Source organism: Streptomyces bluensis (genome assembly GCF_014650715.1).
Classification (GTDB): domain Bacteria; phylum Actinomycetota; class Actinomycetes; order Streptomycetales; family Streptomycetaceae; genus Streptomyces; species Streptomyces bluensis.
In genome coordinates, this window is the sequence record NZ_BMVM01000012.1 from 200,764 (window position 1) to 227,017 (window position 26,254).

Sequence of the window (26,254 nt, forward strand, 5' to 3'; positions counted from 1 at the left end):
GCCTGCCCAGGGAGCCGCCCGCATGTTCGCCGTCCTGCGCGACCGCACCTACCGCCACCTCTTCGCCGCCCAGGTCATCGCCCTCGTCGGCACCGGGCTGGCGACCGTCGCGCTCGGCCTGCTGGCGTACGACATCGCGGGCGCCGACGCCGGTTCGGTGCTCGGCACCGCGCTCGCCCTGAAGATGGTGGCGTACGTGGCGATCGCCCCGGCCGTCGGCGCGGTGGCCGACCGGCTGCCACGCCGGGCGCTCATGGTGACGGCGGACCTGGTGCGCGCCGGGGTGGCGCTGTTCCTGCCGTTCGTCGACCAGGTCTGGCAGGTGTACGTGCTGGTCGTCCTGCTCCAGTCCGCGTCGGCCGTGTTCACGCCGACGTTCCAGGCCGTTATCCCCGACGTGCTGCCCGAGGAGCGTGACTACACGCGGGCGTTGTCGATGTCGCGGCTCGCGTACGACCTGGAGAGCCTGTTCTCCCCCGCGCTGGCGGCGGCGCTGCTGTCGGTCGTCACGTACAACTGGCTGTTCACCGGGACGGTGTTCGGCTTTCTCGCTTCGGCCGCGTTGGTGATCTCCGCCGCTCTGCCCGAGCCGGCCACCCCTCCCGCGCCGCCCGCCCGGGGCGCCTGCGCCAGGGCCACCACGGGCACCCGCCTCTTCCTCGCCGTCCCCGAGCTGCGGGCGCTGCTCGCCCTGAACCTCGCGGTCGCGGCCGCCGGAGCGATGGTGACCGTCAACTCCGTCGTCTACGTGCGCGAGGTCCTGGGACTGCCGCAGAGCGCCGTGCCGTTGGCGCTCGGCGCGTACGGCGCGGGGTCGATGATCGTGGCCCTGGTCCTGCCCCGGGTCCTGGACCGGGTGCCGGACCGGGCCGTGATGCTGCCGGGGGCGTTGCTGCTCGCGGTCGTCTTCGCCGGGCTCGGGGTCGTCACGGCGGCGCCGAGCGGGGGTTGGCGCTGGCCCGCGCTGCTGGCTGTCTGGGCGGCGTTCGGTGCGGCGTGCTCGATGGTGCTGACGCCGACGGGGCGGCTCATCCGCCGCTCGGCGCCGCCCGCGGAGCGTACGGCGGCGTTCGCCGCGCAGTTCTCGTTGTCCCACGGCTGCTGGCTGGTGACGTATCCGCTGGCGGGATGGCTGGGTTCGGCGGCCGGGCTCTCGTGGGCGGTGCTCGCCCTGGGCTCGATCGCGCTGGCCGCCTCGCTGCTGGCGGCAGGGCTGTGGCGGCCGGGGCCCTCCGGGCCCGCGCACGTGCACGCGGACCTTCCCGCCGGGCACCCTCACCTGGTGGGCGCCCGACGGGTGTCGACGGGCTGGCGGCACCATCACGTCCGGCTCGCCGACGGCCTGCACGCCCACCCGTACCAACGGCACCCGTAGCACCGGCTGACTCCGGCCGGCCTGCGCCGCCGACGCGCGGTATGCCTCCACGGCCGAGGCGAGCCGCGGCGACCCGCGAGCGGAACTGGCGCAGGTCGCCGACGCGGTACGCGATGCAGCCGACGACGAGACCGGTGGACGCGTTCAGTGCAGGCGATCCGCCGTGGCCGTGGCCGCCAGGGCGAGGAGAGACGCCGTTTCGTCGAGGGCGGCCGGGTCGTCGGAGAGTCTGCTGGTGGCGACCCGTAGGTGAGGCTCGGTGTACGAGACGCAGTAGCGGGTGCCCGGTGACACCGTGACGCCTCGGGCGGCCATCGTGACCAGCGCGGACGTCTCGTCGGCCACCGGCACCCACAGCATGAGGCCGTCCTGGTTGCGGGTGCGTACGCCGTGCCCGTCCAGGCGGTCGGCCAGCGCTGTTCTGCGCCTGCCGTACCGGTCGGCGGCCTCCCGTACGCAGCGCGTGGCCGCCTCGTCCACGAGCAGGTGGGCCAGCGCGTCCTGGAGGATGCGGCTGGTCCAGCCGGTGCCGAACGTGCGCAGGACCCGGGCGCGTTCGACCAGTTCCCCCGGCCCGCCGACCACGCCGAGGCGCAGATCGGGGCCGTACGCCTTGGAGTACGAGCGCACCAGCGCGGTGCGGTGCGGCAGATGGACACCGATGCTGGCGCCGGGGGTCGTGGCGAGCGGGCCGATGCCGTCGTCCTCGACCACGGTGACGTTCGGCGCGCTCTCCAGTAGGGCGGCAAGCGCGGCGGCCCGCCGCTCGGTGAGCGTCCAGCCGCAGGGGACCTGCGCCCGGGACTGATGCAGAAACAGTGCGGGGCGCTGGTCCAGGGCCTGGGACAGCGCATCCGGGAGCGGGCCCTCGTCGTCGCACGCGACCGGGACGACAGTTGCGTCCAGGGCATCCAGGATGTCGAGCAACCGCGCCGCCGTGGGATCCTCCACGACGACCCGGTCACCGGGCACGATCAGCGCCTGGCACAGCACCTGCACCCCTTCGTAGCCGCCGCCGACGGCCAGCCACGCCTCGGGCGTGAACGGCCAGGTGCCGCGCACGGCGTCCAGCAGGGCGTCGGTGATGGGGGTACGGGAGTAGTCGTTGAGCTTGGGTGTCCGGGCGCCCGCGAGCAGTGCCTCGCCGAGCGGTGGCAGCAACGCGGGGTCCGGGGCGGCGACGGCGAGGTCGAGGGTGAGGTGGGCGCCGAAATCGCCGACGCGCTCGTAGCGAACCGGGTGCGGTACCGACGGCGGGCCGCTGACCACGCTCCCGCGCCGCCCGAGCGTGGTGATCATTCGGTGCCGGCGCAGTACTGCCCATGCCTCCGCGACAGTGCTGGGACTGACGTCGAGCGCACCGGCGAGAGCCCGCACGGTGGGCAGTGCGCTGCCGGGCGCCAGCTCTCCCGACCGGATGAGATCGGTCATGGTGACCGCGATGCCCCGGGCGCTGGGGTCCTCTATGCGTGCCGCCAGCCGGGCGGTGGGCCACGTTCCCTGCCCGCCTCCGCCCTTGCCCCTGCCTCCGCCATCGGTCCCGGCCATGCCGTTTCCCCCCGCTCACCTGGCCGTTCTCCCGCACCGACCCTCTGTCGCCGTATACGGCCCCGCAGGTTACGACACGGAAAAACTATGTTCAGTAACAAAACGCATCTTGTTTGCATTCTGTTCTGAACAATAGCCTGCCGCACATCGCATGGCCGAAAGAGAGCTATGCGCACCATGCAAGAACTTGTACCGCTCTGTGCGAGCTTGCTCGAAACGCTAGGAGTGCGCGCCGTGTCACGTCCGTCCCTCCCCACCGTCCGTCTGGGCCTGCGCGACTGGGACCATCTGGTGCCGCTGATGTCCGGACGGGTGCGGGTGCCGGGCTTCGACATACGGATCGACGCGCGGGAGATCACTCCGAACGTGCTCGCCGAGCCGGGCCTCGACGGCGGCGAGACCTCGTTCAGCCGCTATGTGCAGGCCCGTGCGGCGGGCGACGACCGGCTGATGGGTCTGCCCGCGTTCGTGATGCGCGGCTTTCGCCACCGCTGTGTGCTGGTGCGGACCGACAGCCCGATGCGTTCGCTGGACCAGCTCACCGGCACCCGTATCGGCCTCACCGGCTGGCCCGACTCCGGCAACACCTGGACCCGGGCGCTGATCCGTGCCGCGGGCGTGGACCTGTCCGGCATCACCTGGCGGGTCGGCCCGCTGGCCACCGGCGAGGTCGGCAAGGAACGGCTCGGGGACCGCCCGCTGCCGTCGAACGTCTCGGCCATGCCGGAGGGCGAGTCCCTGGTCGGGGAACTGGCCGCCGGACGCCTGGACGCGATCCTCACCCCCTTCATGCCGTCGGAGTTCTTCACCTCGGCAAGCCGCTTCCGGCATCTGCTGGACGACCACCCGGCCGCCGAGCGCGCCTACTGGTCGGCCACCGGATTCGTCCCCGGAATCCACCTGGTGACGCTGAAGAAGGAGGTCGTCGAGGCCCACCCCGAGTTGCCCGCCGCCCTCCTGGCGGGCCTGGAGGAGTCCAAGCACCACTGGCTCGGCCGCCGCAGGCTTCTCACCGACACCACACCCTGGCTGCTGCACGCGCTGACCGAGTCGGCCACGCTGTTCGGCCAGGACTGGATGCCGTACGGTACGGCGAGCAACGCGGCGATGACCGCCGCGTTCTGCGAGGAGCTGTACGCGCAGGGCATCTGGCCCGATCCGATCGACCCGGCCGTCGTCTTCCCGGAGCCCTTCCCGGAGCCCTTCCCGGAACCCGTCGCCCCCGGCCCGTCGGCCTCCGCCACAGCCGCCGTCTGAAGCCCCGGGCCCGCCGCTCCTCCTCCTTTCCCCGCTCCCTGAACTCTCCCCCTGATCCGCTCCCTGACCCTCCCCCTGATCCGCATCTCCTCGGCCCACTCCCCTTCGCTGTTCCCCCGCTCCCCTCCCTCACCGCCTCCCCTTACCTTCCCCTGGCAGTTTTACCCCTGTCTGATCCACTTCCTCCCCGCTCGATCCACCTGCCGACCCACCCTGGAGCAACCCGCTCATGCGCATCGCCGTAGGACAGTTCGCCGCCAGTCCCGACTGGAAGGACAACCTGACCGCCTGTATCGACCTCGCTGCCGAGGCGGACCAGGGCGGCGCCGATCTGCTCGTACTTCCCGAGGGCGTACTGGCCCGCTTCACCGAGGACCGCCACCGCATCCGTGAGGTGGCACAGCCGCTGGACGGCCCGTTCGTCACCGAACTGGCCGCGGCCACCGCACGGAGCGCCACCTCCATCGTGGTCGGCATCCACGAACCGTCCGACGACGGCCGGGTCTTCAACACGCTGGTGGTGCTGCGCGCGGGCGAACTCATCGCCCGCTACCGCAAGATCCACCTCTACGACGCCTTCGGCGACCAGGAGTCCGCCAACGTCCGCCCCGCCGACGAACCGCCCGTGGTGGTCGAGGTGGCCGGCACCAAGGTCGGCCTCATGACCTGCTACGACGTACGCTTCCCGGAACTGGCCCGGCTGCTGGCCGACGCCGGTGCCGAGGTGCTGGTGCTCCCGGCGGCCTGGGTGCGCGGCCCGGCCAAGGAGCGCCACTGGGAGGTCATGGTCACCGCGCGGGCCCTGGAGAACACCTGCTGGGTCGCGGCCAGCGGCGAGTGCGGCCCGCGCAACATCGGCAACAGCCTCATCGTCGACCCGCTCGGCACCGTCCGCTCCCGGCTCGCCGCCGCGCCGGGGCTGGCCTGGGCCGAGGCGGACCCGGGCGTCACCGCGGCCGCCCGTGGCACCCTCCCCGTCCTCGCCAACCGACGGTTCGCCGTCGACCCCACTGTCCGTCCCCTCGGCAGCCTTCCCCTCGGAGCCTGACATGCGCAACATGTTCACCAGACGTATCGCCCTCACCGTCGGTGCCCTTTCCTGCACCGCCCTGCTGGCCGCGTGCGGCGGCAACCCGCCGCAGGCCGGAACCGGCGGGAAGGACTCTTCCGCCACCACCGGCTCGGGAGCCAAGGTCACCATGGACCAGGCGCTGCACGACCAGCTGCCCGCCAAGGTGGTCAAGGCCGGAAAGCTGATCTCGGTCAACAACGGCTCCTTCCCTCCGTACGAGATCGCCGGCTCGGACGGTCACCACCTCACCGGTGCCTCCGCGGACCTGTCGACCGCGCTCGGCCAGCTTCTCGGCGTCACCATCGAGCACGTCACGGCGGACGGGCTGCCGAGCGAGCTGACGGGCATCAAGGCCGGGCGGTACGACTTCGCCGTCGGCCCGATCGGTGACTTCAAGGACCGGCAGGGCGCCAACGACTTCGTGGACTGGGTGCGCGAGTTCGTCGTCTTCGCCGTACCCAAGGACAACCCGAAGAAGATCACCTCCCTCGACACCGCCTGCGGCCGGAAGATCGCGGTCATGGCCGGCGGCTCCGCCGAGGGCGTCATCAAGACCCAGTCCCAGACCTGTGAGAAGGACGGCAAGCCCGCCGTCCAGGTGCAGTCGTACAAGGACCAGCCGTCCTCGATCCTCGCCGTCAAGTCCGGCCGCGCCGACGCCTTCTTCTCCTCACAGGCGCCGCTCACGTACTTCGTGCAGCAGTCGAAGGGCGAGCTCGAACTGTCCGGCACCGGGCAGTCCAACGGGTTCGACACCCTCTACCAGGGTGCCGTCGTCCCCAAGAACGGCGAGCTGCGCGACGTGCTGCTCAAGGCGTTCCAGAAGCTCATGGACGACGGCACCTACGGCCAGATCATGAAGAAGTGGGGCCTTGAGGACAACGAGCTGAAGCAGGCGGGCATCAACCTCGCCACGTCCTAGGCACCAGCGCCGGACCACTCATGAAAGCGAAAGGAGGTGAGCCGTCCATGGCCACCCCACCACCCTCCCCTGACTCCGGGACCTGCACCGACAGCGACACCGACACCCCGGCGGTCGCCATCGGGGTACGGCCGAAGGGCGCCGAAGGCCCCGAGGAGCCCAAGGGGTCGCACGACGCGGGCGACGTGGACGTGGCCCACGCCGTCCCCGTACGGCATCCGCTGCGCTGGCTGTCCGTGGCGGTCCTGGCCGTGCTCGCCGCACAGCTGGGGCACTTCCTGGTCACCAATCCGAACTTCGAATGGGGCACGGTCGGCGACTACTTCGGCGCACAGGTCTTCGGCCAGGGCATCGCCACCACCGTCAAACTCACCTTGGTGGCCATGGCGATCGGCATCGTGGGCGGGGTGCTCGTCGCGGTGGGGCGCATGTCGGAGAACCGGGTGCTCAGCTCGGTCTGCGGGGCGTACGTCTGGTTCTTCCGCGGCATCCCCGTGCTGGTGCAGCTCATCTTCTGGTACAACCTCTCGGCGCTGCTGCCCCGGATCTCCGTCGGCATCCCCTTCGGCCCCGAGTTCGTCAGCGCCCAGACCAACTCTCTGATCAGCCCGTGGCTCGCGGCCATCCTCGGCCTCGGTCTCAACGAGGCCGCCTACATGGCGGAGATCGTGCGCGGCGGTCTGCTCGGCGTCGACCACGGCCAGACCGAGGCCGCCTCGGCACTCGGCATGGGCCGGGCGCGGATCCTGCGCCGGATCGTGCTGCCGCAGGCCATGCGCTTCATCGTGCCGCCCACCGGCAGCCAGGTCATCAACATGCTCAAGGCGACCTCGCTGGTGAGCGTGATCGCCCTGGCCGATCTGCTGTACACCGCGCAATCGATCTACAACCGCACCTTCGAGACCATCCCCCTGCTCATCGTGGCCTGCCTCTGGTACCTGGTCATGACCTCGGTGCTGTACATCGGGCAGTCGTTCATCGAACGCCACTACGCCCGTGGCAGCAGCCGGAACGCACCGCAGAGCTTCTGGGACTTCGCGCTCTTCCGGCGGCGTACGCCACGTGCACCGCTCGCAGCGTCCGAAACCGCGTCGGCGCCCGAATCGGAGACCTCCTCATGACGACCAGGACCACAGGCACGGGCACGGCCATGGGCACGGGCCTGACCACGAAGGCGACGGATGTCGCCCCGGCCGCAGGGACGCCGATGGTGCGGGCGCACCAGGTGCACAAGCGGTTCGGGCATCTGGAAGTACTCAAGGGCATCGACCTGGAGGTGGGCTCCGGGGAGGTCGTCGTGCTGCTCGGTCCGTCCGGCTCGGGCAAGTCGACGTTCCTGCGCTGTGTCAACAACCTGGAGCAGATCGACTCGGGCTCCATCCACGTCGAGAGCGAACTGATCGGCTTTCGCCGGTCCGGCTCCCGGGTCCACCATCTGCGCCCGCGTGAGGCGACCCGGCAGCGGCGGGACATCGGCATGGTGTTCCAGCACTTCAACCTGTTCCCGCACCAGACCGTCCTGGCCAACATCATGGAGGCCCCCGTCGGGGTACTCCGGGTCGCCAGGCCCGAGGCACGAAAGACGGCGCTGCGGCTGCTGGAGCAGGTGGGTCTGGCCGACAAGGCGGACGCCTATCCCCGGCAGCTCTCCGGGGGACAGCAGCAGCGGGTGGCCATCGCCCGCGCCCTGGCGATGCGGCCCAAGCTGATGCTCTTCGACGAGCCGACCAGCGCGCTCGACCCCGAGCTGGTGGGCGAGGTCCTCGCCACCATGCGCGACCTGGCCCGGGGCGGCCTCACCATGCTGGTGGTCACGCATGAGATCGGCTTCGCCCGGGAGGTCGCCGACCGTGTGGTCTTCATGGACGGTGGCCGCATCGTGGAGAGCGGCACCCCCGAACAGGTCCTGGATCACCCGGCGAACCCTCGCACGCGGGCGTTCCTGAGCCGGTTCCTGTGATCCGGGCCGGCTTGCGGCACCCCGGCCGGACCGTGACCTGCCTCACGATCCATGAATAGTTGCACAACCTTTAAAATGTTGCCATGGAGAAGACCAGCGACGCGACGGGACGGGAGACCGCGGTGCTCGACGGAGGACCCGCGGACGGGATGCGGATGACGGTCTCCGACCGGCCGCGCGTGATCCAGGTGACGTACCCCTGCCAGCCGGAGGCCGCGCCGCACGGTGTGCGCGTGGAAGGGGTGTACGTCTACCGCCGCGACTACCGCGTGACCGGCGAACCGCTCCGGTACGGCTTCGACATCGCCAGCCCCTGAGGCGCGGGAAGGTGTCGGCGCCCAGCGGGCCGGCCCACTCCCGGCGGACGGGCGGGCCGGCGCTCAGCGGGCCGAGTCGTCCCCGGCGGGCGCGCCCCCCGCCGGACCCGCGGGCTCGTCGCCCTTCATGGCCCTGGCCTCGCTCTTGAGGATGCGCATCGATCTGCCCAGCCCGCGGGCGGCCTCGGGCAGCTTCTTCGAACCGAACAGCACGATGATCGTGATCGCCACGATCAGCAGGTGCCAGGGCGCCAGTCCGTTGCGGAGCACCCCGCCCACCCCCTCTCCCACTCTTGCTATATTGCGCAACTATACAACTCATGGGATGAGGTCAGTTCGTCCCTTCCGTACGAGCCGGACGGACGAGGGCGCGCCGATGACCACCACCAGCGAGCAGACCACTCCCTCGCGCCGCCGGCGCCAGTCGGAGCCGCGCGGCCGTCGCAGGGCCCGCGGTGGCCGCGCGGCACAGCGCCGCGCCCGCGGCCCGCTGCGGACGGCACTGCTCGTCGCGCTGGCCGTGGCGGTGCTCGGCACGGCCGGCCTGGGCTGGATCTACCTGAAGCTGAACGGCGACATCGACACCTTCGACGGGGACGGCCTGTCCAGGGACCGCCCGGACGCCGGATCGTCCAAGGGCCAGAACGTCCTGGTCATCGGCTCGGACGCGCGTACCGGCGGCAACAGCGCGCTGGGCGGCGGCAGCAAGGACGACATCGGACGCTCCGACACCGCGTTCCTGCTGCACATCTACGCCGACCGCAAGCACGCGATAGCGGTGTCCGTCCCCCGCGACACCCTGGTCACCATCCCGCCCTGCAAACTGCCCGACGGCACCTGGACGCGGACCCAGCCCGACACCATGTTCAACGCGGCCTTCTCGGTCGGGCAGACCGCGAAGGGCAACCCGGCCTGCACCCAGAACACGGTGGAGGAGCTCACCGGGCTGCGCGTCGACCACACGGTCGTCGTCGACTTCAAGGGCTTCGCGGCGCTGACGGACGTCGTCGGCGGGGTGGAGGTGTGCGTCCCGGGGGACATCTACCAGGGGGATCTCAACCCCAGCCGCACCACCAAGGGCGAGCTGATCTTCAAGGAGGGCGAGCAGACCGTCTCCGGCCAGAAGGCCCTGGACTACGTCCGCCTCCGGCACGGCATCGGCGACGGCTCCGACATAGGCCGGATCAAACGCCAGCAGGCATTCGTCTCCAGCCTCCTGAAGAAGATAAAGAGCGACGGGCTCACCCCGACCAGACTGCTGCCGCTCGCCACCGCCGCCACCGAGTCCATGACCGTCGACCCCGGACTCGGCACGGCGGACAAGCTGATCTCCTTCGCCATGTCGCTGAAGGACATCGATCTGCACAACACCAAGTTCGTGACCATCCCCTGGCGCTACGAGGGTTCGCGCGTCGCGGTCGTCGAGCCGGACGCCTCCGCTCTGTGGGCCGCGCTGAAGGACGACCGCACCATCGACGGCAAGGACGCCAGCGGAAAGAGCGGGAAGAAGAGCACCGAGCGCACCCCCACGGCGTCAGCCGCCGCGTCGGCGACCCCGGCCGGCGACGACGCCTCTGATGTCCCCGGGGACGTCTCCGGGGACGGTGCCGAAGTCGCCGTCTACAACGGCACCACCACCAGCGGCCTGGCCTCCGAGGCCGCCGCCACGCTCACCGAGCACGGCTTCACCGTCACCGGCACCGCCAACGCGAGCAGCCAGCAGCACGCCACCACGGTCATCCAGTACGGGCCGGGCCTGCGGAGCCGGGCCGAGACGGTCGCCGAGCTCTTCCCCGGCGCCCGGCTGGAGGCCATCGACGGCTCGGTCGTCAACGTGGTCGTCGGCGCCTCCTACACCGGTGCGGGTGCCTCCGCCCCGGCGTCGACGCCGTCCGCCGTCCCCGGTTCGGTGGCCGACGGCGCCCGCTCGGCGGACGACGACCTGTGCTCCGACCTGTCGTACGGCTCCGGCGGCTGACCGGACGCCGCGGCCCGGCCGCGCCTCACCACGCCGTGCCGCGCCGCGCCCGCCGTCGCTCGTACCGCGTCCTGGCCGCCAGGAGGCCGAGGGCGTACAGCGCCAGGACGGCGGCGAGCAGCAGGTAGTACACCGCCGGAAGCGGGGTCAGGCCGAGCAGCGGCCCGAGCGGTGACGGTGGCAGCAGCAGCCCGATGGCGGCCAGCGCCGCAGCGGCCCAGGCGACCGGGCCCGGCCCGCGCCCCTCGGCGCCGCGGCGGCCGATCCGCAGCAGCAGCATCACCAGGGCCTGGGTGAGCAGGTTCTCGGTGAACCAGCCGGAGTGGAACGCCGCCTCGCCGTCCCCCGTGCCCGGACCGTGCAGCGCGAGCGCGAGGGCGCCGAACGTGGCCAGGTCGGCGACGGCGTTGAGCACGCCGAAACCGGTGATGAAGCGCAGCAGGTCGCGTGGGCGCAACACGGTCGGGCGGCGCAGCACCGAGGGGTCCGGGCGGTCGTAGGCGAAGGCGAGCTGGGCCGCGTCGAAGCACAGGTTCTGCAGCAGGACCTGCGCCGGCAGCATCGGCAGGAACGGCAGGAGCAGGCCCGCGCAGAGCATCGCGATGACGTTGCCGAGGTTCGAGGACAGCGTGGCGCGCAGGTATGTGGCGATGTTGCCGCCCGCGTGCCGGCCCGCGCCGATGGCGTGGGCGATCGAGGTGAGGTCCTTCTCGGCGAGCACCACGTCGGCGCCCTCACGGACCACGTCGGCGGCGTCGCGCGGGGCGATGCCGACGTCCGCGGCGCGCAGGGCGGGCAGATCGTTGACGCCGTCGCCGAGGAAGCCCACGGTGTGCCCGGCGGTCCGCAGCACGGTGGTGATACGGGCCTTGTGTTCGGGGGTGCAGCGGGCGAAGACGGTGGTACGGCGGGCCAGCGCGGCGAGTTCGGCGTCGGTGAGGCCGTCGATGCGGTCGGCGGTGAGCAGGGCGTCCTCGGCGACGGGGATGCCGAGGTCGCGGCAGGCGCGGGCGGCGGTGCCGGGGTGGTCGCCGGTGAGGACCTTGACGGTGACGCCCTGGTCGGTGAGGACGTTCAGTGCGTCGGCGGCGGTGGGTGCGAGCGCGTCGCGCAGGGTGACCAGGCCGCGGAAGGTGAGGCCGCGTTCGTCGGCCGGGGTGTAGGGGCGGGTGCGCGCCGGGCGTTCGGCGGTGGCGACCGCCAGGACGCGCAGCCCGCTCTCGGCCTGCCGGGCGGCGAGGCCGCGCAGCCGTATCCGCTCGTCCTCGGCGAGTGCGCAGCGCTCGATGACGGCTTCGACGTCTCCCTTGACGACCAGGGTGTGTACGCCGAGACGGCCGGGAGCCGGAGTGCGGATGACGGCGGTGGCGAGGCGGCGGGCCGGGTCGAAGGGGATGGCCGCCGTCCCGTCGTACGCCATGAGCTCGTCCTCGTCGGCCGCGTCGAGTATCGCCTCGTCGAGGGCGTCGGGCTCGGGCAGGTCGGCGAGTTGCAGGGTCCACCAGGCGTTCACGGCGGCCCAGTGCAGGACCTCGGGGTCGTCCTGGCCGTCCGGGCCGAGGGCGCGGTGGACGATCGGGCGATCCTGGGTGAGGGTGCCGGTCTTGTCCAGGCACAGCACGTCCACGGCGCCGACGTCGTGCAGCACGGGCAGCCGTTTGACGATCACTCCGTGGGCGCGGGCCAGAGTCGAGGCCCCGCGGGCCAGGCAGGTGGTGACGAGAACCGGCAGCATCTCCGGCGTCAGCCCGACCGCCACGGCGACGGCGAACGGCAGCGTCTCCAGGCCGCGCCCGCGCAGCGCCGCGTTGGCCATGAGGACCAGCGGCGGGGTGAGCAGCATGAACCGGATCAGGATCCAGGAGATGCCCTGCACGGAACGGTCGAAGGTGCTCGCCTCCGGCCGGCGGGTGCCGCCGCCGGTGCCGGTGCCGCCGCCGGTGCCGGTGCCGCCGCCGTGGGCGGTGGCGAACCGGGTGTGCGCGCCGGTCGCGGTGACGATCGCGGTGGCGCTGCCGGAGGCGACGCTGCTGCCCTGGAAACACAGCTGCGGCTGCTCGAACAGTCCGCCGACGGAGCCGGTGGGGACGTTCAGGGCCTCGGGGACGTCGGCGGCGTACTTCCCGGCCGGTGCCGACTCTCCCGTCAGTGCGGCCTGGTGCAGTGTCAGGCCGCTCGCGCGCAGCAGTCGTACGTCTGCCGGGACCAGGTCGCCCGGACCGAGGCGTACCACGTCGCCGGGTACGAGCTCGCTCACGGGGACCTCGCGGGCCGTCGGCGCCACGTCCTCGTCGTCCGCGCGCCGCAGCACGGTGGCGGTGGTGGCGACCAGCTCGCGCAGCCCGGCCATGGACCGGTCGGCCCGGTGCTCACCGGACGCGCGCAGCGCGCAGCTGACCACGACGAGGAAGAGGATCACCAGGGCCGTGCCCCAGGCGAAGACGGCTGCCGACACCAGCCCGAGGCACCCCAGCACCGCGGTGAACGGATCCCGCAGACTGCGCACGAACAGCCGCGGCCAGGAGGCCTCCCGCCGGGCCGGAACCGTGTTCTCGCCCAGGCGGGCCAGCCGCTCCTCGGCCTGCGCCTCCGTCAGACCGCGGGGACCGCTGTCGAGCCGGCGCAGCACCTCCAGCACGGTCGGCACAGCGGTCGGCACAGCGGTCGGCGCCGCGGATTCCGGATGAGTCCCCGCGGTGGCGACACCAGCGATACCGGGGGTACCGGCGACCTCCGCGTCAGCCACCGGCTTCGTACAGTCGGCGTACCGACGCGGGGGCCTGCCGCGAGCGCGCGGTCAGCTGCCCGACCATCACCCGCACCACGGTCACGATGTCGGGATCGTCGACGTAGTAGACCTGCCGCCGGCCCTCACGGCGTGAGCGCACGAGCCCGGCGAGCTTCAGCTTCGCCAGGTGCTGGCTGACCGCGGGCAGCGCACCGCCCACCCGGTCGGCGAGGTGCGTGACATCGCTCTCGCCCTGGGACAACGCCCACACCAGGTGCAGCCGTGCCGACGAGGCGAGCAGCCCGAACGCCGCGGCCGCCTCCGCCAGAACCTCGGCGGACGGATCGTCGAAGCCACCAGCGTCTGCCGCCACAGTCCTCTCCCGTCCCGTCCTGATCACTGTCAACGCACGCGCGCCGTCCCAGTGTAGGTGCCGGTTCCGGCGCCCTTGCGCGCCGTCGGCCGGGTGATGGGGGGCTCCTCGGTCAGTCCTCCTCGTAGTAGTTGTTGACCACGACGTCCGGCTCGTCGTCGCTGAACGCCTCGTTCAGCAGCGCGCCGCCGACCAGACCGGCCGCTCCGGCGCCGATGAGTGCGCCGGTGCCGAAGCGGCGCCCCCCGTCCTGCTGCTGGCGGTCGTGGTGGTGGTCTCCGTACGACTGCCCGTACTGCTGCCCGTACGACTGCCCGTGCGCCTGCTGCGGATAGCCCTGCGGCGCTCCCTGCGGATACCCCTGCTGGGGCGGCGTGTAGAACGGCGGCGCGGTGGTCTGCACCCGCTGCGCGCACCCGGCGCACGCCTGGGTCGGCCGGGGCACGCCCCACTGCGGGGACCACGTCACCGTCGTCGTGCCGGGGCCGTGGCTGGGGTCGAAGAAGCACGTCACGGAGGAACTCCCTGGGGGATGGGGTGATGCGGCGAACGTGGGCGCGGGCGAGGAGATGACGGTCGGCGTCGGGACGACGGGCGTGGGCGCGGGTGCGGGTGCGGGCGGCACGTACGAGGTGGTGCTCATCTGCGGCGAGGCAGGCGAGGAAGGCGAGGCAGCGGGTGCCGGGCTCGGCGCCGTCTCCCGCAGGACGTCCACGCCGTAGTCGGCGGCGATGCCCGCGAGCCCGGACGCGTAGCCCTGGCCGACGGCGCGGAACTTCCACTCCGCGCCGTGCCGGTACAGCTCGCCGAAGACCAGCGCCGTCTCGCTCGACAGGCCGCCGGACGCGAGGTCGAAGCGGGCCAGTTCGGCGTTGCCCTCACGGTCGAGGACGCGGATGTGGGCGCGGTGCACCTGTCCGAAGCTCTGGCCACGGGAGGCGCCCTCGTAGAGGGACACCGGGAAGACGATCTTCACCACATGGCCCGGGACCCGGGCGAGGTCGACGTGGATCCGCTGGTCGTCGCCGTCGACGGGGCTTCCGCCGCCGGTGTGGCGGACCGAGCCGTCCGGGCTGGTCAGGTTGTTGAAGAAGACGAAGTGCTCGTCGGACAGCACCTTCCCCGACTGGTCGCACAGCAGCGCGCTGGCGTCCAGCTCGTAGCCGGTGTTCGCCTGCCAGCCCAGCCCGACCGTCACGGCAGTCAGGCCCGGGGCCTGCTTGCTCAGCGACACGTTGCCGCCCTTGGTCAGGGAGACGCTCATGCAGATCCTCCGCAACCGCTCACGCTTCCCGCGATCGTCGTGACCAACGCGACCTCAGCCCCTTCCAGTTCCTGACTTGCGCAATGAACGCTGGCGATTCGGCGACGACTCGCCGACGACCCGCCACAACTCCGAAACTATTCATAGACTTGCGCAATCAGGCAACTCATTGCGTCGGTTTCCGGCGGACCCCGCCCGGCCCGACCCGACTGGAGGACCACAACGTGGGCATCATCAGCTGGATCATCCTCGGCCTGCTCGCCGGAGCCATCGCCAAGATCCTGCTGCCCGGCCGCGACCCGGGTGGACTGATCGGCACCACCCTCATCGGCATCGCGGGCGCCTTCCTCGGCGGCTGGCTCTCGGCCCGCTTCCTCGACCGTCCGGTGGAGAAGGAGTTCTTCGACCTCTACACCTGGGGCGCGGCGATCGGCGGCTCCCTGGTGCTGCTCATCGGCTACCGCCTGCTGTTCGGCAACTCGCGCGACTGAAGGTAGCGCTGACACCGGCTCATATCAGCCACAGTGGGCGGCGACGGAAAGCAGTAGATCCCGGAATGTCCGGCCCCGAGACCCCGGAATCCCGAGATCCGGGCAGGCGCCCACCCGCGATCACCGGCACGTAGCGGCGACCACGGGCACGTACCGGCTGCACGACCGGCCACGCGACCGGCTGCCGCTCGACCGGCACAGGCGCCCGCGCCGGCGGGCGCGACGGCCAGTGGCCCGCCGCGCCCGTTCCCGTCACCGCGTCGTTCGGCGCCGGTCCCTCCCCTCGTGGGGACCGGTGCCGAACGGTGAGGGCCTCGATCCGCGTGTGCCGACTGGTGCGGATCGAGAACAGGCGGATCCGTGGGCGACGCGATCGCGGTCCGCTGGGGACCGACTCCACGGATCTCCGGATCTCCAGGTCTCCGGGCTCACACGTCGAGACCGTCGCCGTCGTTTCGTGACTCCGACAAAAGATGGCCGAGAACATGCGGCGTCATGTTGTCTCTCCGAGCGTGAACTGATGGCCTGTCCGGGCGCCGCGCGATGGAATCGCTACTGCGTCCTGATCCTTCCAGCTGTGGCTCCCGCGGAGGAGGTTCCGGTACCGGTGCGATGACTTAATCGCAGGTCATCCGTATAAAGTGAGTTTTCCGGTCCGGATGTCCAGGCGCGGGGCAATGAGGGGAAGTGAGGAGTGGAGACCTTGGGTTCCGGCTCGGGGGCGCGCACGGCCTTCGCGGAACGTCTCGCCCTGCTGTACAAGGAGGCCGGTAACCCTCCCCTCAAGAGCGTGTCCGAGGCGGTCGTCCGGCTTCAGCGGGTCGACGAACGAGGGCGTCCCGTACGGGTGTCCGCTCAGCGGATCAGCGACTGGCGACGGGCCAAGAACGTGCCCGCCCAGTTCACCGCCCTCGCGGCGGTACTGCACATCCTGATCCCCCAGGCACGGCGCCAGCAGCCCACCCCCGTCTCCCCCGGCCTGTACGACCTGACCCAGTGGCAGCGCCTGTGGGAGCACGCGCTCGCCGACCCGGTGGGCGACCCCTCCGCGACCTCCACGGAAGAAGGGGAAGCGGAAGAGAGGAAAACGGGCGAGAAGAGGGACAAGGGAGAGAAGGGCGAGAAGGGCGACAGCGGCAAGGAACCGGCATCGCGCGCAACTCCCGTTGTTCCGGGGGTGGTCTGCCCGTACCGGGGGCTGGCCTCGTACCGTCAGCAGGACGCCCGGTGGTTCTTCGGCCGGGAGCGGAGCACGGACGCCCTCGTGGCCCAGCTGCGCGCGGCGGAGGAGCCCGGCGGCCTGGTCATGCTCGTCGGCGCCTCGGGGGCGGGCAAGTCGTCCCTGCTGAACGCCGGTCTGGTCACCGCGTTGCGCAACGGCGCGCTGGAAGCGGACGCGGAGGACGACGGCCGGGAACGGCACGTTCTCCAACTCGTGCCGGGAGCCGACCCTCTTGGGGAGCTGACCCGCCGGATCCCCGAACTCGCCCACTTGGTCTGTGCGTCAGGGCCGTCCGCGACACCACAGCCCGGTACGCCGCAGCCCGGTACGCCCTCCTTCGCCCGCGCCGTCCGGGAAGCCGTCACCGCCTGGGCGCACCGCGAAGCCCGGACCGCGGCGCGTCCGGTCGTCATCGTGGACCAGTTCGAGGAGACGTTCACCCTCTGCCCGGACGAGGCGAGTCGACGCGCCTTCATCGAGATCCTCCACGCCGCCTGCACCCCCGCCGAACCGGTTGAACCAAGCAAACCGAGCGAACCGGAAGTCCCGGCCCCCGTCCTCGTAGTCCTCGGCATACGCGCCGACTTCTACGAGCAGTGCCTCGGATACCCCGAACTGGCCGACGCGTTGCAGCACCGGCACATGGTGCTCGGGCCGCTCACCACCGCCGAGTTGCGTGAGGCGGTGACCGGGCCGGCCAAGTCGGTGGGGCTGGAGCTCGAACCGGGCCTCGCGGAGCTGATCGTCCGGGAGGTGAGCGCCGACGGTCCGCGCGGGGCGCACGACGCGGGGGTGCTGCCGCTGCTCTCCCACGCCCTGCTCGCCACCTGGCAGCGGCGGAAGGCGGGACGGCTGACGCTGACCGGCTACCGCGCGGCGGGCGGCATCCAGGGAGCCGTGGCGGCGACCGCCGAGCGGGCCTGGTCCGGGCTCGACCCGGCGGCCCGTACGGCCACGAGGCTGCTCCTGCTCAGGCTGGTACGGCTGGGCGAGGACACCCCGGCCACCCGCAGGCGGGGCACACGGCGCCAGTTGGCCCAGGAGTCGGCGAACCCGGGCAAGACGGAGGAGTCGCTCGAAGCGCTGGTGCGCGCCCGGTTGGTGACGCTCGACGCGGAGACCGTGGAGATCACCCACGAAGCGCTGCTCCACGCCTGGCCGCGGCTGCGTGACTGGATCGACGAGGACCGGGGCGGCAATCTGCTGCGGCAGCGGCTGGAGGAGGACGGCAGGGCCTGGGAGGGCTCGAACCGCGACTCGTCGCTGCTCTACCGGGGTTCGCGGCTGGAGCAGGCCCACACCTGGGCGACCTCCGCCCGGGACGCGGGGGACACCTTTCTGACCCGTAGCGCGGTGGAGTTCCTGGCCGCCTCGGTCAGGCTGCGCAGACGCACGGTGTGGCTCGGGCGGAGCGCGGTGTCGGCGCTGGTCGCGCTGGCGGTCCTGGCCGTCGGCGCGGCGGTCGTCGCGTGGCAGCAGCGCAACGAAGCGGTGTTCGAGCAGGTGATGGCCGAGGCCGACCGCGCCCAGTCCAATGATCCGTCGCTGTCCGCCCAACTCTCCCTGGTGGCACACCGCCTGCGCCCGGACGACGCGGACGCCGGCAACCGGCTGATCTCGATCGTGAACGCGCCGCTGGCCACGCCCCTGCTCGGGCACACCGGCGCCGTCTACCTCACCTCGTTCAGCCCGAACGGCCGCACCCTCGCCACCGCCAGCTACGACCGGACCGTACGCCTGTGGGACGTGAGCGACCCGGGCCGCCCCAGGAAGCTCGGCAAGCCGCTCACCGACCACACGAGTTGGGTGAGCAGCGCGGTGTTCAGCCCGGACGGCCACACCCTCGCCAGCGCGGGCGACGACGGCACGATCCGGTTGTGGAACGTGCGGGACCCCCGCCGACCGGCCCGGCGCGGTGGGCCCCTCACCGGCCACGAGGGCACGATCTACCTGGTCGCCTTCAGCCCGGACGGACGCACCCTGGCCTCGGTCGGCGAGGACCGCACCGTGCGCCTGTGGAACGTGGCCGACCCGGACCGGCCGAAGCCGCTCGACACGTTGACCGGCCACACCGCCGCCGTACGGTCCGTCGCGTTCAGCCCGGACGGGCGCACGCTGGCGACGGGCGGCGACGACGACACCGTGCGACTGTGGAACGTGACCGACCCGGCACGCGCCACTCGCATCGGCTCCCCCCTCACCGGCCACACGGACCTGGTCCACTCCGTGGCCTTCCGGCCCGACGGCCGCACCCTCGCCAGCGGCAGCGCGGACCACACCATCCGGCTGTGGGACGTGACCGACCCGGCCCACGCCTCACCGATCGGCTCACCCCTCACCGGCCACACCGGCCCCATCTGGTCCGTGGCCTTCAGCCCGGACGGGGAACAGCTCGCCGCCGCCAGCGCGGACAGCACGGCGAGCCTGTGGAACGTGAGCGATCCGGAGTACCCGTCGCAGGTCGGCGAGCCTCTCGCGGGCAGCAGCGGCGAGATGTACGCCCTGGGCTTCAGCCCCGACGGCCGCACCCTCGCCACGGGGAGCGGCGACAGCAAGGTCCGTCTGTGGTCGATACCGGGATCGGACATGAACGGCCGCAGTGGGGAGTTCCGCCCGGACGGGCGGGTGCTCGCCACGGTCGCGCGCGACGGCGGGGTCCGGCTGTGGAACGTGGAGACTCCCGGCCGGCCGGTGCCGCTGAGCAGACCGTTCATGCGCGCGGAAGGCGGCCAGGAGATGGTGTTCTCCCCCGACGGCCGCACCCTCGCGGTGCTCACGGGAGACCGGACGGTGTACCTGTGGAACGTCACCGACCCGGCCCGGCCGGTCGCCCACGGTCCGCCCATCACCCTGCGGACACGGTTCATGGGCCCCGACTCGCTGGCGTTCAGCCCGGACGGACGCACGCTCGCCACCGCCTACTCCGACCGCACGTTCCAGTTGTGGAACGTCGGCGACCCGTCCCGCGTCGTGCCGCGCGGCGCACCGCTCACCGGGCACAAGGGCTACATCAACTCCCTCGCCTTCAGTCCGGACGGGCACACGCTCGCCAGCGGCAGCGCGGACGGCACCGTCCGGCTGTGGAACGTCACCGACCCGTCGCACACGACGCCGGTCGGCCCCCCGCTCAGATGGCACGCCGGCCCCGTCAACGCGCTGGCCTACAGCCCGGACGGCCATACGCTGGCCAGCGGAGGCGACGACGACACGGTCCGGCTCTGGAACGTCACCGATCCCGCCGAGGCGACCCGGCTGGGCTCCCCCCTCACCGGCCACACCGAAGCGGTCGTGTCGCTGACGTACAGCCCGGACGGGCACACACTGGCGAGCGGCGGCAACGACAACACGGTCCGGCTCTGGAACGTCTCCGTCCCCGCCGAGGCGGCTCCCATAGGCCGGTCGATGAGCCCGAACGCCAGGACAGGAAATTTCCTGTCCTTCAGCCCCAAAAGCCACATGCTCGGCATTTCCAGCGGTACCGATACCGTCCGGCTGTGGGATCTGGACGCCGACAAGGCCATTCGCCGTATCTGTGCGACCACGCGGGGTGTTCTGACACCGGAGAAATGGCACGAGTACCTGCCCCGGTTGTCGTACGAGCCACCCTGCGGCCGGTAACGGAGCGTGAGCCTTCTGTTGCCATCACGGCGGACCGCGTCAAGTGATCCCGATCACAAGTTCTCGGTGCAGTCGAGCTGTGGGCTCCCGCCGGACCAGCAGGCTTGTTACGCTTGTTCATAGCCCGATCGCTGGTGCATCCCCCGTCGCCAGCGATCGGGCCCTTTCGTGTCCGGCTCCTCCCAACCTGCCGCGCCGGGTGGGCAGTTGGCATCGGTCGTCAGGCCGGACCAGGCGCGAAGGGCGTCGGCATGCTCCTGGATCAACGACATCCGGGCTTCCCATTCCGCCCCCGCCCGGTGATGCGGGTGCGTGGTGATCTGCCCCGGGTGCTTGCGGTACACGAGACCGGTGTCGCCGATGAACCATCCGTCCGCCAGAGCGTCGAGTCCCAGCAGAAGGCCCGTGTCACCGGACGCCGGCAGGGCCATCCAACCGCCCAGCAGCGCCAGGAGGGGGCGCCGCACACAGAGCGTGGCGGGATGAATCCGGGGTCGACGGTGCTCGACCCAGAATCCGTACGCGGTTCCCCGCGGGAGCCGGCCGGGTTCCGGATCGCCCTCGAAGGAGACGGTGCTGCCGTCTTCCAGGAGGTCGACCGCCCGGGACGTGGTCCAGCCCACCGCGGGGTGCTCCTCCAGTACCGCGATGTCGCGTGCGAGAGTTCCGGCGGCGAGCTGGTCGTCGGCGTCCAGGTTCTTCACATACACACCAGTTGACCGGGCGAACGCCATGGTCCGCGCCACGTGCGGGCCGCCGCGCCGCGACGCCGAGATCCGGATACGCGGATCGTTCGCCGGGTCCGGAAGATACGCCGAGGCCTGGACGTCGCTTCCGTCCTCCTGCACACACCACTCCCATGACCAGCCGTCAGGGAGGTTCTGGGAGCGCAGAGATGTGTACGCCTCCGAGAGGAACCGCGCTCCCTGTCCGTGGACCGGCGTGACGATCGAAATGATCTTTTTCATGAGGGCCTTTCCGGGGTCACCGTCCCCGCCAGTATCGCCACGGGCTCATATCGCCACGGGCTCCCACTCGAACGGCAGGACCTCGGCAGGAGTCGTACGCTGATGCTGGTAGACGCAGAGGAGCAGGACAGGCCCCGCGAGGGATCGGTGAGCACCCGTGCCGAAGCCGTACGAAGTGGTCGGGGAGGGCCTTGGCCGCCCCCGCACACCGGCCGTCCGCGACAACAGCCGTCACCAGTGGGAGAAGAACCGGGCGCGCCGGCCGAGGCCGGAGCGGGCCGAGAGCGGAGTCACCGAGCGCGACACCGGCCTCCGCACCGGCGACCTCGTCTTCTACGCGAAGTACCGCGAGACCGGGGCGAGCGGGGAACTGGCGGAGTTGTTCGGCGTCCCGGAGGGCACGGCACTCGTCGAGCGCACCTACCGGACGCGATGCGCCGCCGAGAGCGCCCCCTTCAGCCTCGTGACGTCCTATCTCGTCCGCGACATGCTCGCGGGGAACCCCGACCTCCTGGACGACGGCAAGGAGCCGTGGCCCGGCGGCACCCAGAACCAGCTCTTCACGGTCGGCATCGAGGTGGACCGCATCGAGGAGCGCGTCACGGCCCGCCCGCCGACACCGCAGGAGGCACGGGTACTGGAGCTGCCGCCGGGGACGTCGGTGCTCGTCGTCCGCAAGACGTCGTACGACATCCAGGACCGCGCGGTGGACATCACCCACATCACCCTGCCCGGCGACCGCACGGAACTGGTCTTCACCACGGCCCTGGAAAGGTGGTGAGCGGGCCCCCTGGTCCCTTTCCCCTGGCCTACTTGCCCTGGCCTACTTGCCCTGGCCTACCTGTCCTGGCCTACTTGCCCTGGCCTACCTGTCCTGGCCTACTTGCCCTGGCCTATTTGCCCTGGTCAAACGCCAGATCCAGCATCCGGATGGCGTTCCCCCGCAGCAGCTTGTACGTCACGTCGTCGGGGAGGCCGGCCACGTGCTCCGCCGCCACCTTCTTCGTCTCCGGCCAGGTCGAGTCGACGTGGGGGTAGTCCGTCTCGAAGGTCGCGTTGTCCACACCCACGGTCTCGATCGCCTCGATGCCGTGCCGGTCGCGGAAGAAGCAGCAGAAGATCTGCCGGTAGTAGTACGTCGACGGCGGCTCCGGGATCAGGTCCCTGACGCCGCCCCAGGCGCGGTGCTCCTCCCAGACGTCGTCCGCGCGCTCCAGGGCGTACGGAATCCAGCCCATCTGCCCCTCGCTGTACGCCAGTTTGAGGCGCGGGAACTTCACGAGGACACCGGAGAAGAGGAAGTCCATCATCGAGGCCATCGCGTTGTTGAAGCTCAGCGAGGCCTGGACGGCGGGTGGTGCGTCGGGGGAGGCAGCGGGCATCTGTGAGCTGCTGCCGATGTGCATGTTGACGACCGTCCCGGTCTCCTCGCACGCCGCGAAGAACGGGTCCCAGTAGCCGGAGTGGATCGACGGCAGCCCGAGGTAGGTGGGGATCTCGCTGAACGTCACCGCCCGTACGCCCCGGGCCGCGTTGCGCCGGATCTCCTCGACGGCCAGGCCGACGTCCCACAGAGGGATGAGGCACAGCGGGATCAGCCGCCCGCCGCTGTCACCGCACCACTCCTCGACCATCCAGTCGTTGTAGGCGCGGACGCACGCGAGGCCGACCTCCTTGTCCTTGGCCTCCGCGAAGGTCTGCCCGCAGAACCTCGGGAACGTCGGGAAGCACAGGGAGGCCTCGACATGGTTGATGTCCATGTCCTCCAGCCGGGCCTTCGGGTCCCAGCAGCCACGCCGCATCTGCTCGCGGGTGATCCCGTCGAGGGTCATCTCGTCCCGGGAGAAACCGACGGCCGCGATGATGCGCTTGTACGGGAAGAGGGTGCCCTCGTACTCCCACCAGTCGGTGATCTGGCCGTCCGGGTCGGTGGTGAACCGGTACTTCCCGCCGATGTACCGGAGTTCGCCGATCCCGGCGGTGAGGGGCTTCGGCCCCTTGTCCCGGTACTTGGCCGGCAGCCAGGTCTCGAAGAGGTGCGCGGGCTCTATCACGTGGTCGTCCACGCTGATCACCCTGGGCAGGTCCTTGGTACCACCGTCCTTGCCGGCCATTCCCGTACCCCTCCCTGTGCCTGCCGCCGCCTTATCTGACGGTTCGTCAGTTTCAAGTTAGGGGCGACTCACCCGGATCGCAAGGGGCGTACACGACGACCGGCCAGGGCGTGAACGCCCTGGCCGGTCGCTGTGGCTCCCCGATGACGCGCTACGGCGTCAGGGCCTGGCCCAGGCGGGCGCCCGCGGGGGTGCCCAGGGTGTCGCGGCCGTAGTAGACGCCGCCGCTGGTGTTGACGCCCGAACTGCCGCTGTCGAGCTGGAGGATCGTGCCGTCGTAGTCGTTCTCGCCCTCCGCTCCGATGGCGAGGTCGGCGCGGCCCCAGCCGGACAGGTCCTGAAGGACGACGGAGGACCCGAGCTTGTCGTTCGGCTCCGTCCAGCCGGTGATACCGGAGGTGTCCTGGTGGAACGCCAGGGCACCGGAGCCGGTCAGGCCGGAGGAGGTGCCCTTGAACAGCAGGGTCGTACCGGCGTTCGCCTGGTTCGCGCCGCTGCGGGTGATGTCCTTGTTGGGGGCGCCCGCGAGGACGTCCGCGTAGCCGTCGCCGTTGTAGTCGCCCGCCGAGACCGACCAGCCGAGCGCGTCGCCGTCCTGGGCGGTGCCCGGTACACCGGTGGTGTCCTGGTGGACGGTCGTCATACCGGTCGTGGTGAAGCCCGTCGAGGTGCCCGGCACCACGGTGACCTGGCCGCCCCGGTACGCGCCGGACTCCGACGTGTACGCCTGGCCGATCACGAGGTCGTCGTAGCCGTTGCCGTTGACGTCGCCCGCGGCGATGGAGCGGCCGCCCTTGACCGACAGGACGCTGACCTTCACGAGGCCGGTGGCGGAGCCCTTGAACCAGGTGACCCGGCCGACGCCGGACTGGTCGCGGTAGTTGAGGGCCACGTCCGCGTAGCCGTCGCGGTTGAAGTCGCCGGTCGCGGCATCGGTGTAGGCGACGGACCCGGTGGCCGTGGTCAGCTTGCCGTACTGGGTGGCACCGCCGGTCAGCTTGACGTTCCAGGAGCCGCCGTTGCCGGTGCCGGCCGAGAAGACGTCGGCCTTGCCGTCGGCGTTGAAGTCGCCGACGGTGACGGCCGAGCCGAGCCGGGCGCCCTTGCTCGTCACACCGGTGGTGGTCCACGAGGTGCCGGAGTTCAGACCGGGGCCGTACAGGATCGTGATCGCGCCGCGGTCGGCGTTACCGGACGTGTCGTCCTCGCCGGGTGCGCCGATGGCGAGGTCGGCGTAACCGTCGCCGTTGATGTCGCCCCAGGCGGTGGTGGCGCCGAACTCGTCACCGGTCTCGGACGTGCCGGGCACACCCGGGCTGGACTGGGTGAGCCTCGTCCTGGCGCCCGCGACCGGACCGTCCGTGGCGCCCGGTATGACCACGACGTTGCCGACGTTGCCGGACGCCCTCGGCACACCGGCGACCAGGTCGGTGATGCCGTCGCGGTTGAAGTCGGCGGTCGGGACGGCCGAACTGGCGCCGGGGCTCGCGGCGAAGCGGCGGATCTCGCCGAGCCGGGAGTACAGGTTCGCGCCGGGGCACTCGGTGGCGTACGCGTCGCGGTGGCCGGAGATGGTGTTGAGGGTGGCCTCCTGGCCGTTCTTCCACACCCCGGTGTCACCCTTGGCGGTCAGCGTGACCTTGCCCTGCGGGTTGCCGCCGTACTGGCCCAGCTTCCAGGCCGCGAGGCGGGCCACCGACTCCTGGGCGGCCCGGCTCGGCTTGCCCGCCGGGATGCCCTTGGCCGGGTCGCCCTCGAAGTCACCGAGGACGGCGATACCGGTGGAGTAGCTGTTGAAGCCGTACGTGTGCGCGCCGAGCACCGGCAGGTCGACACCGCCCGCGCGGCCCTCGAAGATCTGGCCGCACTTGTCGACCAGGAAGTTGTAGCCGAGGTCGTTCCAGCCGTTGGCGTCGATGTGGTACGCCATGATGCCCCGCACCAGCGCGGCGGACTGGGCACAGCTGTAGCTGTTCGAGCCGACCGTGTGGTGCACGAAGACCGCGCTGATCTTGTCGATGTACTCGGCCGGGTCCTTGACCTTCGACTCGTCCGCGCCCCAGGCCGCCCGGCTGATGACCGGGGGCTCGGTGACCGTGGACGGCGGAGCGACCGGCTTGGTCGGGCTCGGCGAGGGGGACGCGGACTCCGAGGGCGACGCCGGGGCCGAGTCGCTGGGCGACGCGGGGTCCGTGGGCGCGGGAGCGGTGCTGCCGGACTCGCTCGCCGCGGGGTCGGGCGCGGTGGCCGTGTCGGTGGGCGTCGCGGTGGCCGGGTCCGTCGGCGACGGGGTGTCCTCGGCCACGTACGCGGCCGGTTCGATCTCCGTGCCCACCGACCTGGTCTCGGCGTTCGTCACCACGCCCGGGTCGACGAGGTCGACCCTGAGACCCTTGGGGAGTGCGGCGCCGGTGTTGCCGTTCTTCCGGACGACCTGCACCTCGACACCGTCGGACGGCCCCACCCACAGCGGCTCCGAGGCCCCGCGCATGCCGGGCTCGACGCCCTCCGGCGGATCCGTGTCGACCTCCAGGTTCCGCCAGCCGCCCCACTCACCGGTCTCGCTGCTGCGGACGCGTACCTGCGCGGTCCCGTCGACCCGCTTCGAGGCACCGGTCCACGAGACGCCGAGCAGGGAGAACGCCTCGGTGTCGGTGCGCGCCAGTTCGCGCTTGCCGCCCGTGCCCTTGAGGGCGATCTCGTGGACCTTCACCGGCCGCTTGGCCCTGCCCTGCGCGCCCGGGTCGTCCGAGGGGCCGGCGATGGCGTAGGTGACGGCGCCCGCACCCCCCAGGACCACGGCACCGAGGGTCAGCCAGGCTCTTCGTTTCAGGCTCAGCGGTTGGTACGCATGCGACGTACGGCGGCTCAAAGGTCCCCCCTGTGGAGAAGTCTCTCGGGGCACACCCGTCACATGGGTGACCCTCTATACCCAGCGCGTCCGCCCCCGCAAACATCACAGGCCGGAGCCGCCCTTACGGAGTCTTTGCCCTGGGCAGAGGGTTTCCTGGCCAGCGCTCTCCGCCCCAGGCCGGTGACAGCCGGCC

Annotated in this window: 19 protein-coding genes; 11 read left to right on the forward strand and 8 right to left on the reverse strand. The window is 71.4% G+C overall.

Annotation, left to right across the window (positions count from 1 at the left end; all coding sequences use genetic code 11):
• Window positions 1–22: 22 nt before the first annotated feature.
• Entirely contained in the window at window positions 23–1,375 is a 1,353-nt protein-coding gene (locus tag IE262_RS27195; protein ID WP_189877363.1) for an MFS transporter, read from the forward strand.
• Window positions 1,376–1,519: 144 nt separating this feature from the next.
• On the opposite strand, the gene IE262_RS27200 is transcribed toward IE262_RS27195, so the two are convergent.
• Window positions 1,520–2,923, reverse strand: coding sequence for an aminotransferase class I/II-fold pyridoxal phosphate-dependent enzyme (locus tag IE262_RS27200; RefSeq protein WP_189877365.1), 1,404 nt, complete (start codon window positions 2,921–2,923; stop codon window positions 1,520–1,522).
• 234 nt (window positions 2,924–3,157) lie between these two features.
• On the opposite strand from IE262_RS27200, the gene IE262_RS27205 reads away from it, so the two are divergent.
• The 6 genes from IE262_RS27205 (at window position 3,158) to IE262_RS27230 (ending at window position 8,451) form a co-directional block, all read left to right on the forward strand.
• Entirely contained in the window at window positions 3,158–4,180 is a 1,023-nt protein-coding gene (locus IE262_RS27205; RefSeq protein WP_229877513.1) for a substrate-binding domain-containing protein, read from the forward strand.
• Window positions 4,181–4,409: 229 nt separating this feature from the next.
• A complete protein-coding gene (locus IE262_RS27210; RefSeq protein WP_189877367.1) occupies window positions 4,410–5,228 on the forward strand; it encodes a deaminated glutathione amidase in 819 nt (272 codons plus the stop codon).
• Window position 5,229: 1 nt separating this feature from the next.
• Complete coding sequence (locus IE262_RS27215) at window positions 5,230–6,174, forward strand: ABC transporter substrate-binding protein (protein ID WP_229877514.1); 945 nt, start codon at window positions 5,230–5,232, stop codon at window positions 6,172–6,174.
• Between the two features lie 47 nt (window positions 6,175–6,221).
• Window positions 6,222–7,295: an amino acid ABC transporter permease gene (locus IE262_RS27220; protein WP_229877515.1), complete on the forward strand. Its 1,074-nt coding sequence runs from the start codon at window positions 6,222–6,224 to the stop codon at window positions 7,293–7,295.
• An 86-nt stretch (window positions 7,296–7,381) separates the two neighbouring features.
• Entirely contained in the window at window positions 7,382–8,134 is a 753-nt protein-coding gene (locus tag IE262_RS27225) for an amino acid ABC transporter ATP-binding protein (protein WP_134035076.1), read from the forward strand.
• An 83-nt stretch (window positions 8,135–8,217) separates the two neighbouring features.
• Window positions 8,218–8,451, forward strand: a complete 234-nt coding sequence (locus IE262_RS27230) for a hypothetical protein (RefSeq protein WP_134034637.1) — start codon at window positions 8,218–8,220, stop codon at window positions 8,449–8,451.
• A gap of 63 nt (window positions 8,452–8,514) precedes the next feature.
• Here the strand turns inward: IE262_RS27230 and tatA are convergent, their stop codons facing one another.
• Window positions 8,515–8,742 carry a Sec-independent protein translocase subunit TatA gene (tatA, locus tag IE262_RS27235; RefSeq protein ID WP_373305149.1) on the reverse strand — a complete coding sequence of 76 codons (228 nt, stop codon included), beginning with the start codon at window positions 8,740–8,742 and terminating at the stop codon, window positions 8,515–8,517.
• A gap of 85 nt (window positions 8,743–8,827) precedes the next feature.
• Here tatA and IE262_RS27240 point away from each other — a divergent pair, with 85 nt between their 5' ends.
• Window positions 8,828–10,429, forward strand: a complete 1,602-nt coding sequence (locus IE262_RS27240) for an LCP family protein (RefSeq protein ID WP_189877457.1) — start codon at window positions 8,828–8,830, stop codon at window positions 10,427–10,429.
• A gap of 25 nt (window positions 10,430–10,454) precedes the next feature.
• Here IE262_RS27240 and mgtA read toward each other — a convergent pair whose 3' ends face one another.
• The 3 genes from mgtA to IE262_RS40385 form a co-directional block, all read right to left on the reverse strand.
• A complete protein-coding gene (gene mgtA / locus IE262_RS27245) occupies window positions 10,455–13,175 on the reverse strand; it encodes a magnesium-translocating P-type ATPase (RefSeq protein ID WP_189877370.1) in 2,721 nt (906 codons plus the stop codon).
• Window positions 13,168–13,530: an ArsR/SmtB family transcription factor gene (locus IE262_RS27250; RefSeq protein ID WP_134034625.1), complete on the reverse strand. Its 363-nt coding sequence runs from the start codon at window positions 13,528–13,530 to the stop codon at window positions 13,168–13,170. Before IE262_RS27250 ends, mgtA begins: the two co-directional genes overlap by 8 nt.
• Window positions 13,531–13,642: 112 nt before the next feature.
• Entirely contained in the window at window positions 13,643–14,794 is a 1,152-nt protein-coding gene (locus tag IE262_RS40385) for a TerD family protein (protein WP_189877372.1), read from the reverse strand.
• A gap of 224 nt (window positions 14,795–15,018) precedes the next feature.
• On the opposite strand from IE262_RS40385, the gene IE262_RS27260 reads away from it, so the two are divergent.
• A complete protein-coding gene (locus IE262_RS27260; RefSeq protein ID WP_134034619.1) occupies window positions 15,019–15,285 on the forward strand; it encodes a GlsB/YeaQ/YmgE family stress response membrane protein in 267 nt (88 codons plus the stop codon).
• 694 nt (window positions 15,286–15,979) lie between these two features.
• Window positions 15,980–20,125, forward strand: a complete 4,146-nt coding sequence (locus IE262_RS27265; RefSeq protein ID WP_189877374.1) for an nSTAND1 domain-containing NTPase — start codon at window positions 15,980–15,982, stop codon at window positions 20,123–20,125.
• Between the two features lie 107 nt (window positions 20,126–20,232).
• On the opposite strand, the gene IE262_RS27270 is transcribed toward IE262_RS27265, so the two are convergent.
• Entirely contained in the window at window positions 20,233–21,093 is an 861-nt protein-coding gene (locus tag IE262_RS27270; protein ID WP_134034613.1) for a glycosyltransferase family 2 protein, read from the reverse strand.
• Between the two features lie 157 nt (window positions 21,094–21,250).
• On the opposite strand from IE262_RS27270, the gene IE262_RS27275 reads away from it, so the two are divergent.
• Entirely contained in the window at window positions 21,251–21,874 is a 624-nt protein-coding gene (locus IE262_RS27275; protein ID WP_189877376.1) for a UTRA domain-containing protein, read from the forward strand.
• A gap of 112 nt (window positions 21,875–21,986) precedes the next feature.
• On the opposite strand, the gene IE262_RS27280 is transcribed toward IE262_RS27275, so the two are convergent.
• Both IE262_RS27280 and IE262_RS27285 read right to left on the reverse strand, forming a co-directional pair.
• Window positions 21,987–23,207, reverse strand: a complete 1,221-nt coding sequence (locus tag IE262_RS27280) for an amidohydrolase family protein (protein ID WP_189877378.1) — start codon at window positions 23,205–23,207, stop codon at window positions 21,987–21,989.
• Window positions 23,208–23,358: 151 nt separating this feature from the next.
• Entirely contained in the window at window positions 23,359–26,079 is a 2,721-nt protein-coding gene (locus tag IE262_RS27285; protein WP_229877516.1) for an FG-GAP-like repeat-containing protein, read from the reverse strand.
• Window positions 26,080–26,254: the final 175 nt, after the last annotated feature.

Coding starts and splice junctions, on each gene's coding strand:
- IE262_RS27195 (WP_189877363.1), top strand. CDS start 23: ATGTTCGCCGTCCTGCGCGACCGCACCTACCGCCACCTCTTCGCCGCC.
- IE262_RS27200 (WP_189877365.1), bottom strand. CDS start 2,923: ATGGCCGGGACCGATGGCGGAGGCAGGGGCAAGGGCGGAGGCGGGCAG.
- IE262_RS27210 (WP_189877367.1), top strand. CDS start 4,410: ATGCGCATCGCCGTAGGACAGTTCGCCGCCAGTCCCGACTGGAAGGAC.
- IE262_RS27215 (WP_229877514.1), top strand. CDS start 5,230: ATGCGCAACATGTTCACCAGACGTATCGCCCTCACCGTCGGTGCCCTT.
- IE262_RS27220 (WP_229877515.1), top strand. CDS start 6,222: ATGGCCACCCCACCACCCTCCCCTGACTCCGGGACCTGCACCGACAGC.
- IE262_RS27225 (WP_134035076.1), top strand. CDS start 7,382: ATGGTGCGGGCGCACCAGGTGCACAAGCGGTTCGGGCATCTGGAAGTA.
- IE262_RS27230 (WP_134034637.1), top strand. CDS start 8,218: ATGGAGAAGACCAGCGACGCGACGGGACGGGAGACCGCGGTGCTCGAC.
- IE262_RS27240 (WP_189877457.1), top strand. CDS start 8,828: ATGACCACCACCAGCGAGCAGACCACTCCCTCGCGCCGCCGGCGCCAG.
- IE262_RS40385 (WP_189877372.1), bottom strand. CDS start 14,794: ATGAGCGTCTCCCTGACCAAGGGCGGCAACGTGTCGCTGAGCAAGCAG.
- IE262_RS27270 (WP_134034613.1), bottom strand. CDS start 21,093: ATGAAAAAGATCATTTCGATCGTCACGCCGGTCCACGGACAGGGAGCG.
- IE262_RS27280 (WP_189877378.1), bottom strand. CDS start 23,207: ATGGCCGGCAAGGACGGTGGTACCAAGGACCTGCCCAGGGTGATCAGC.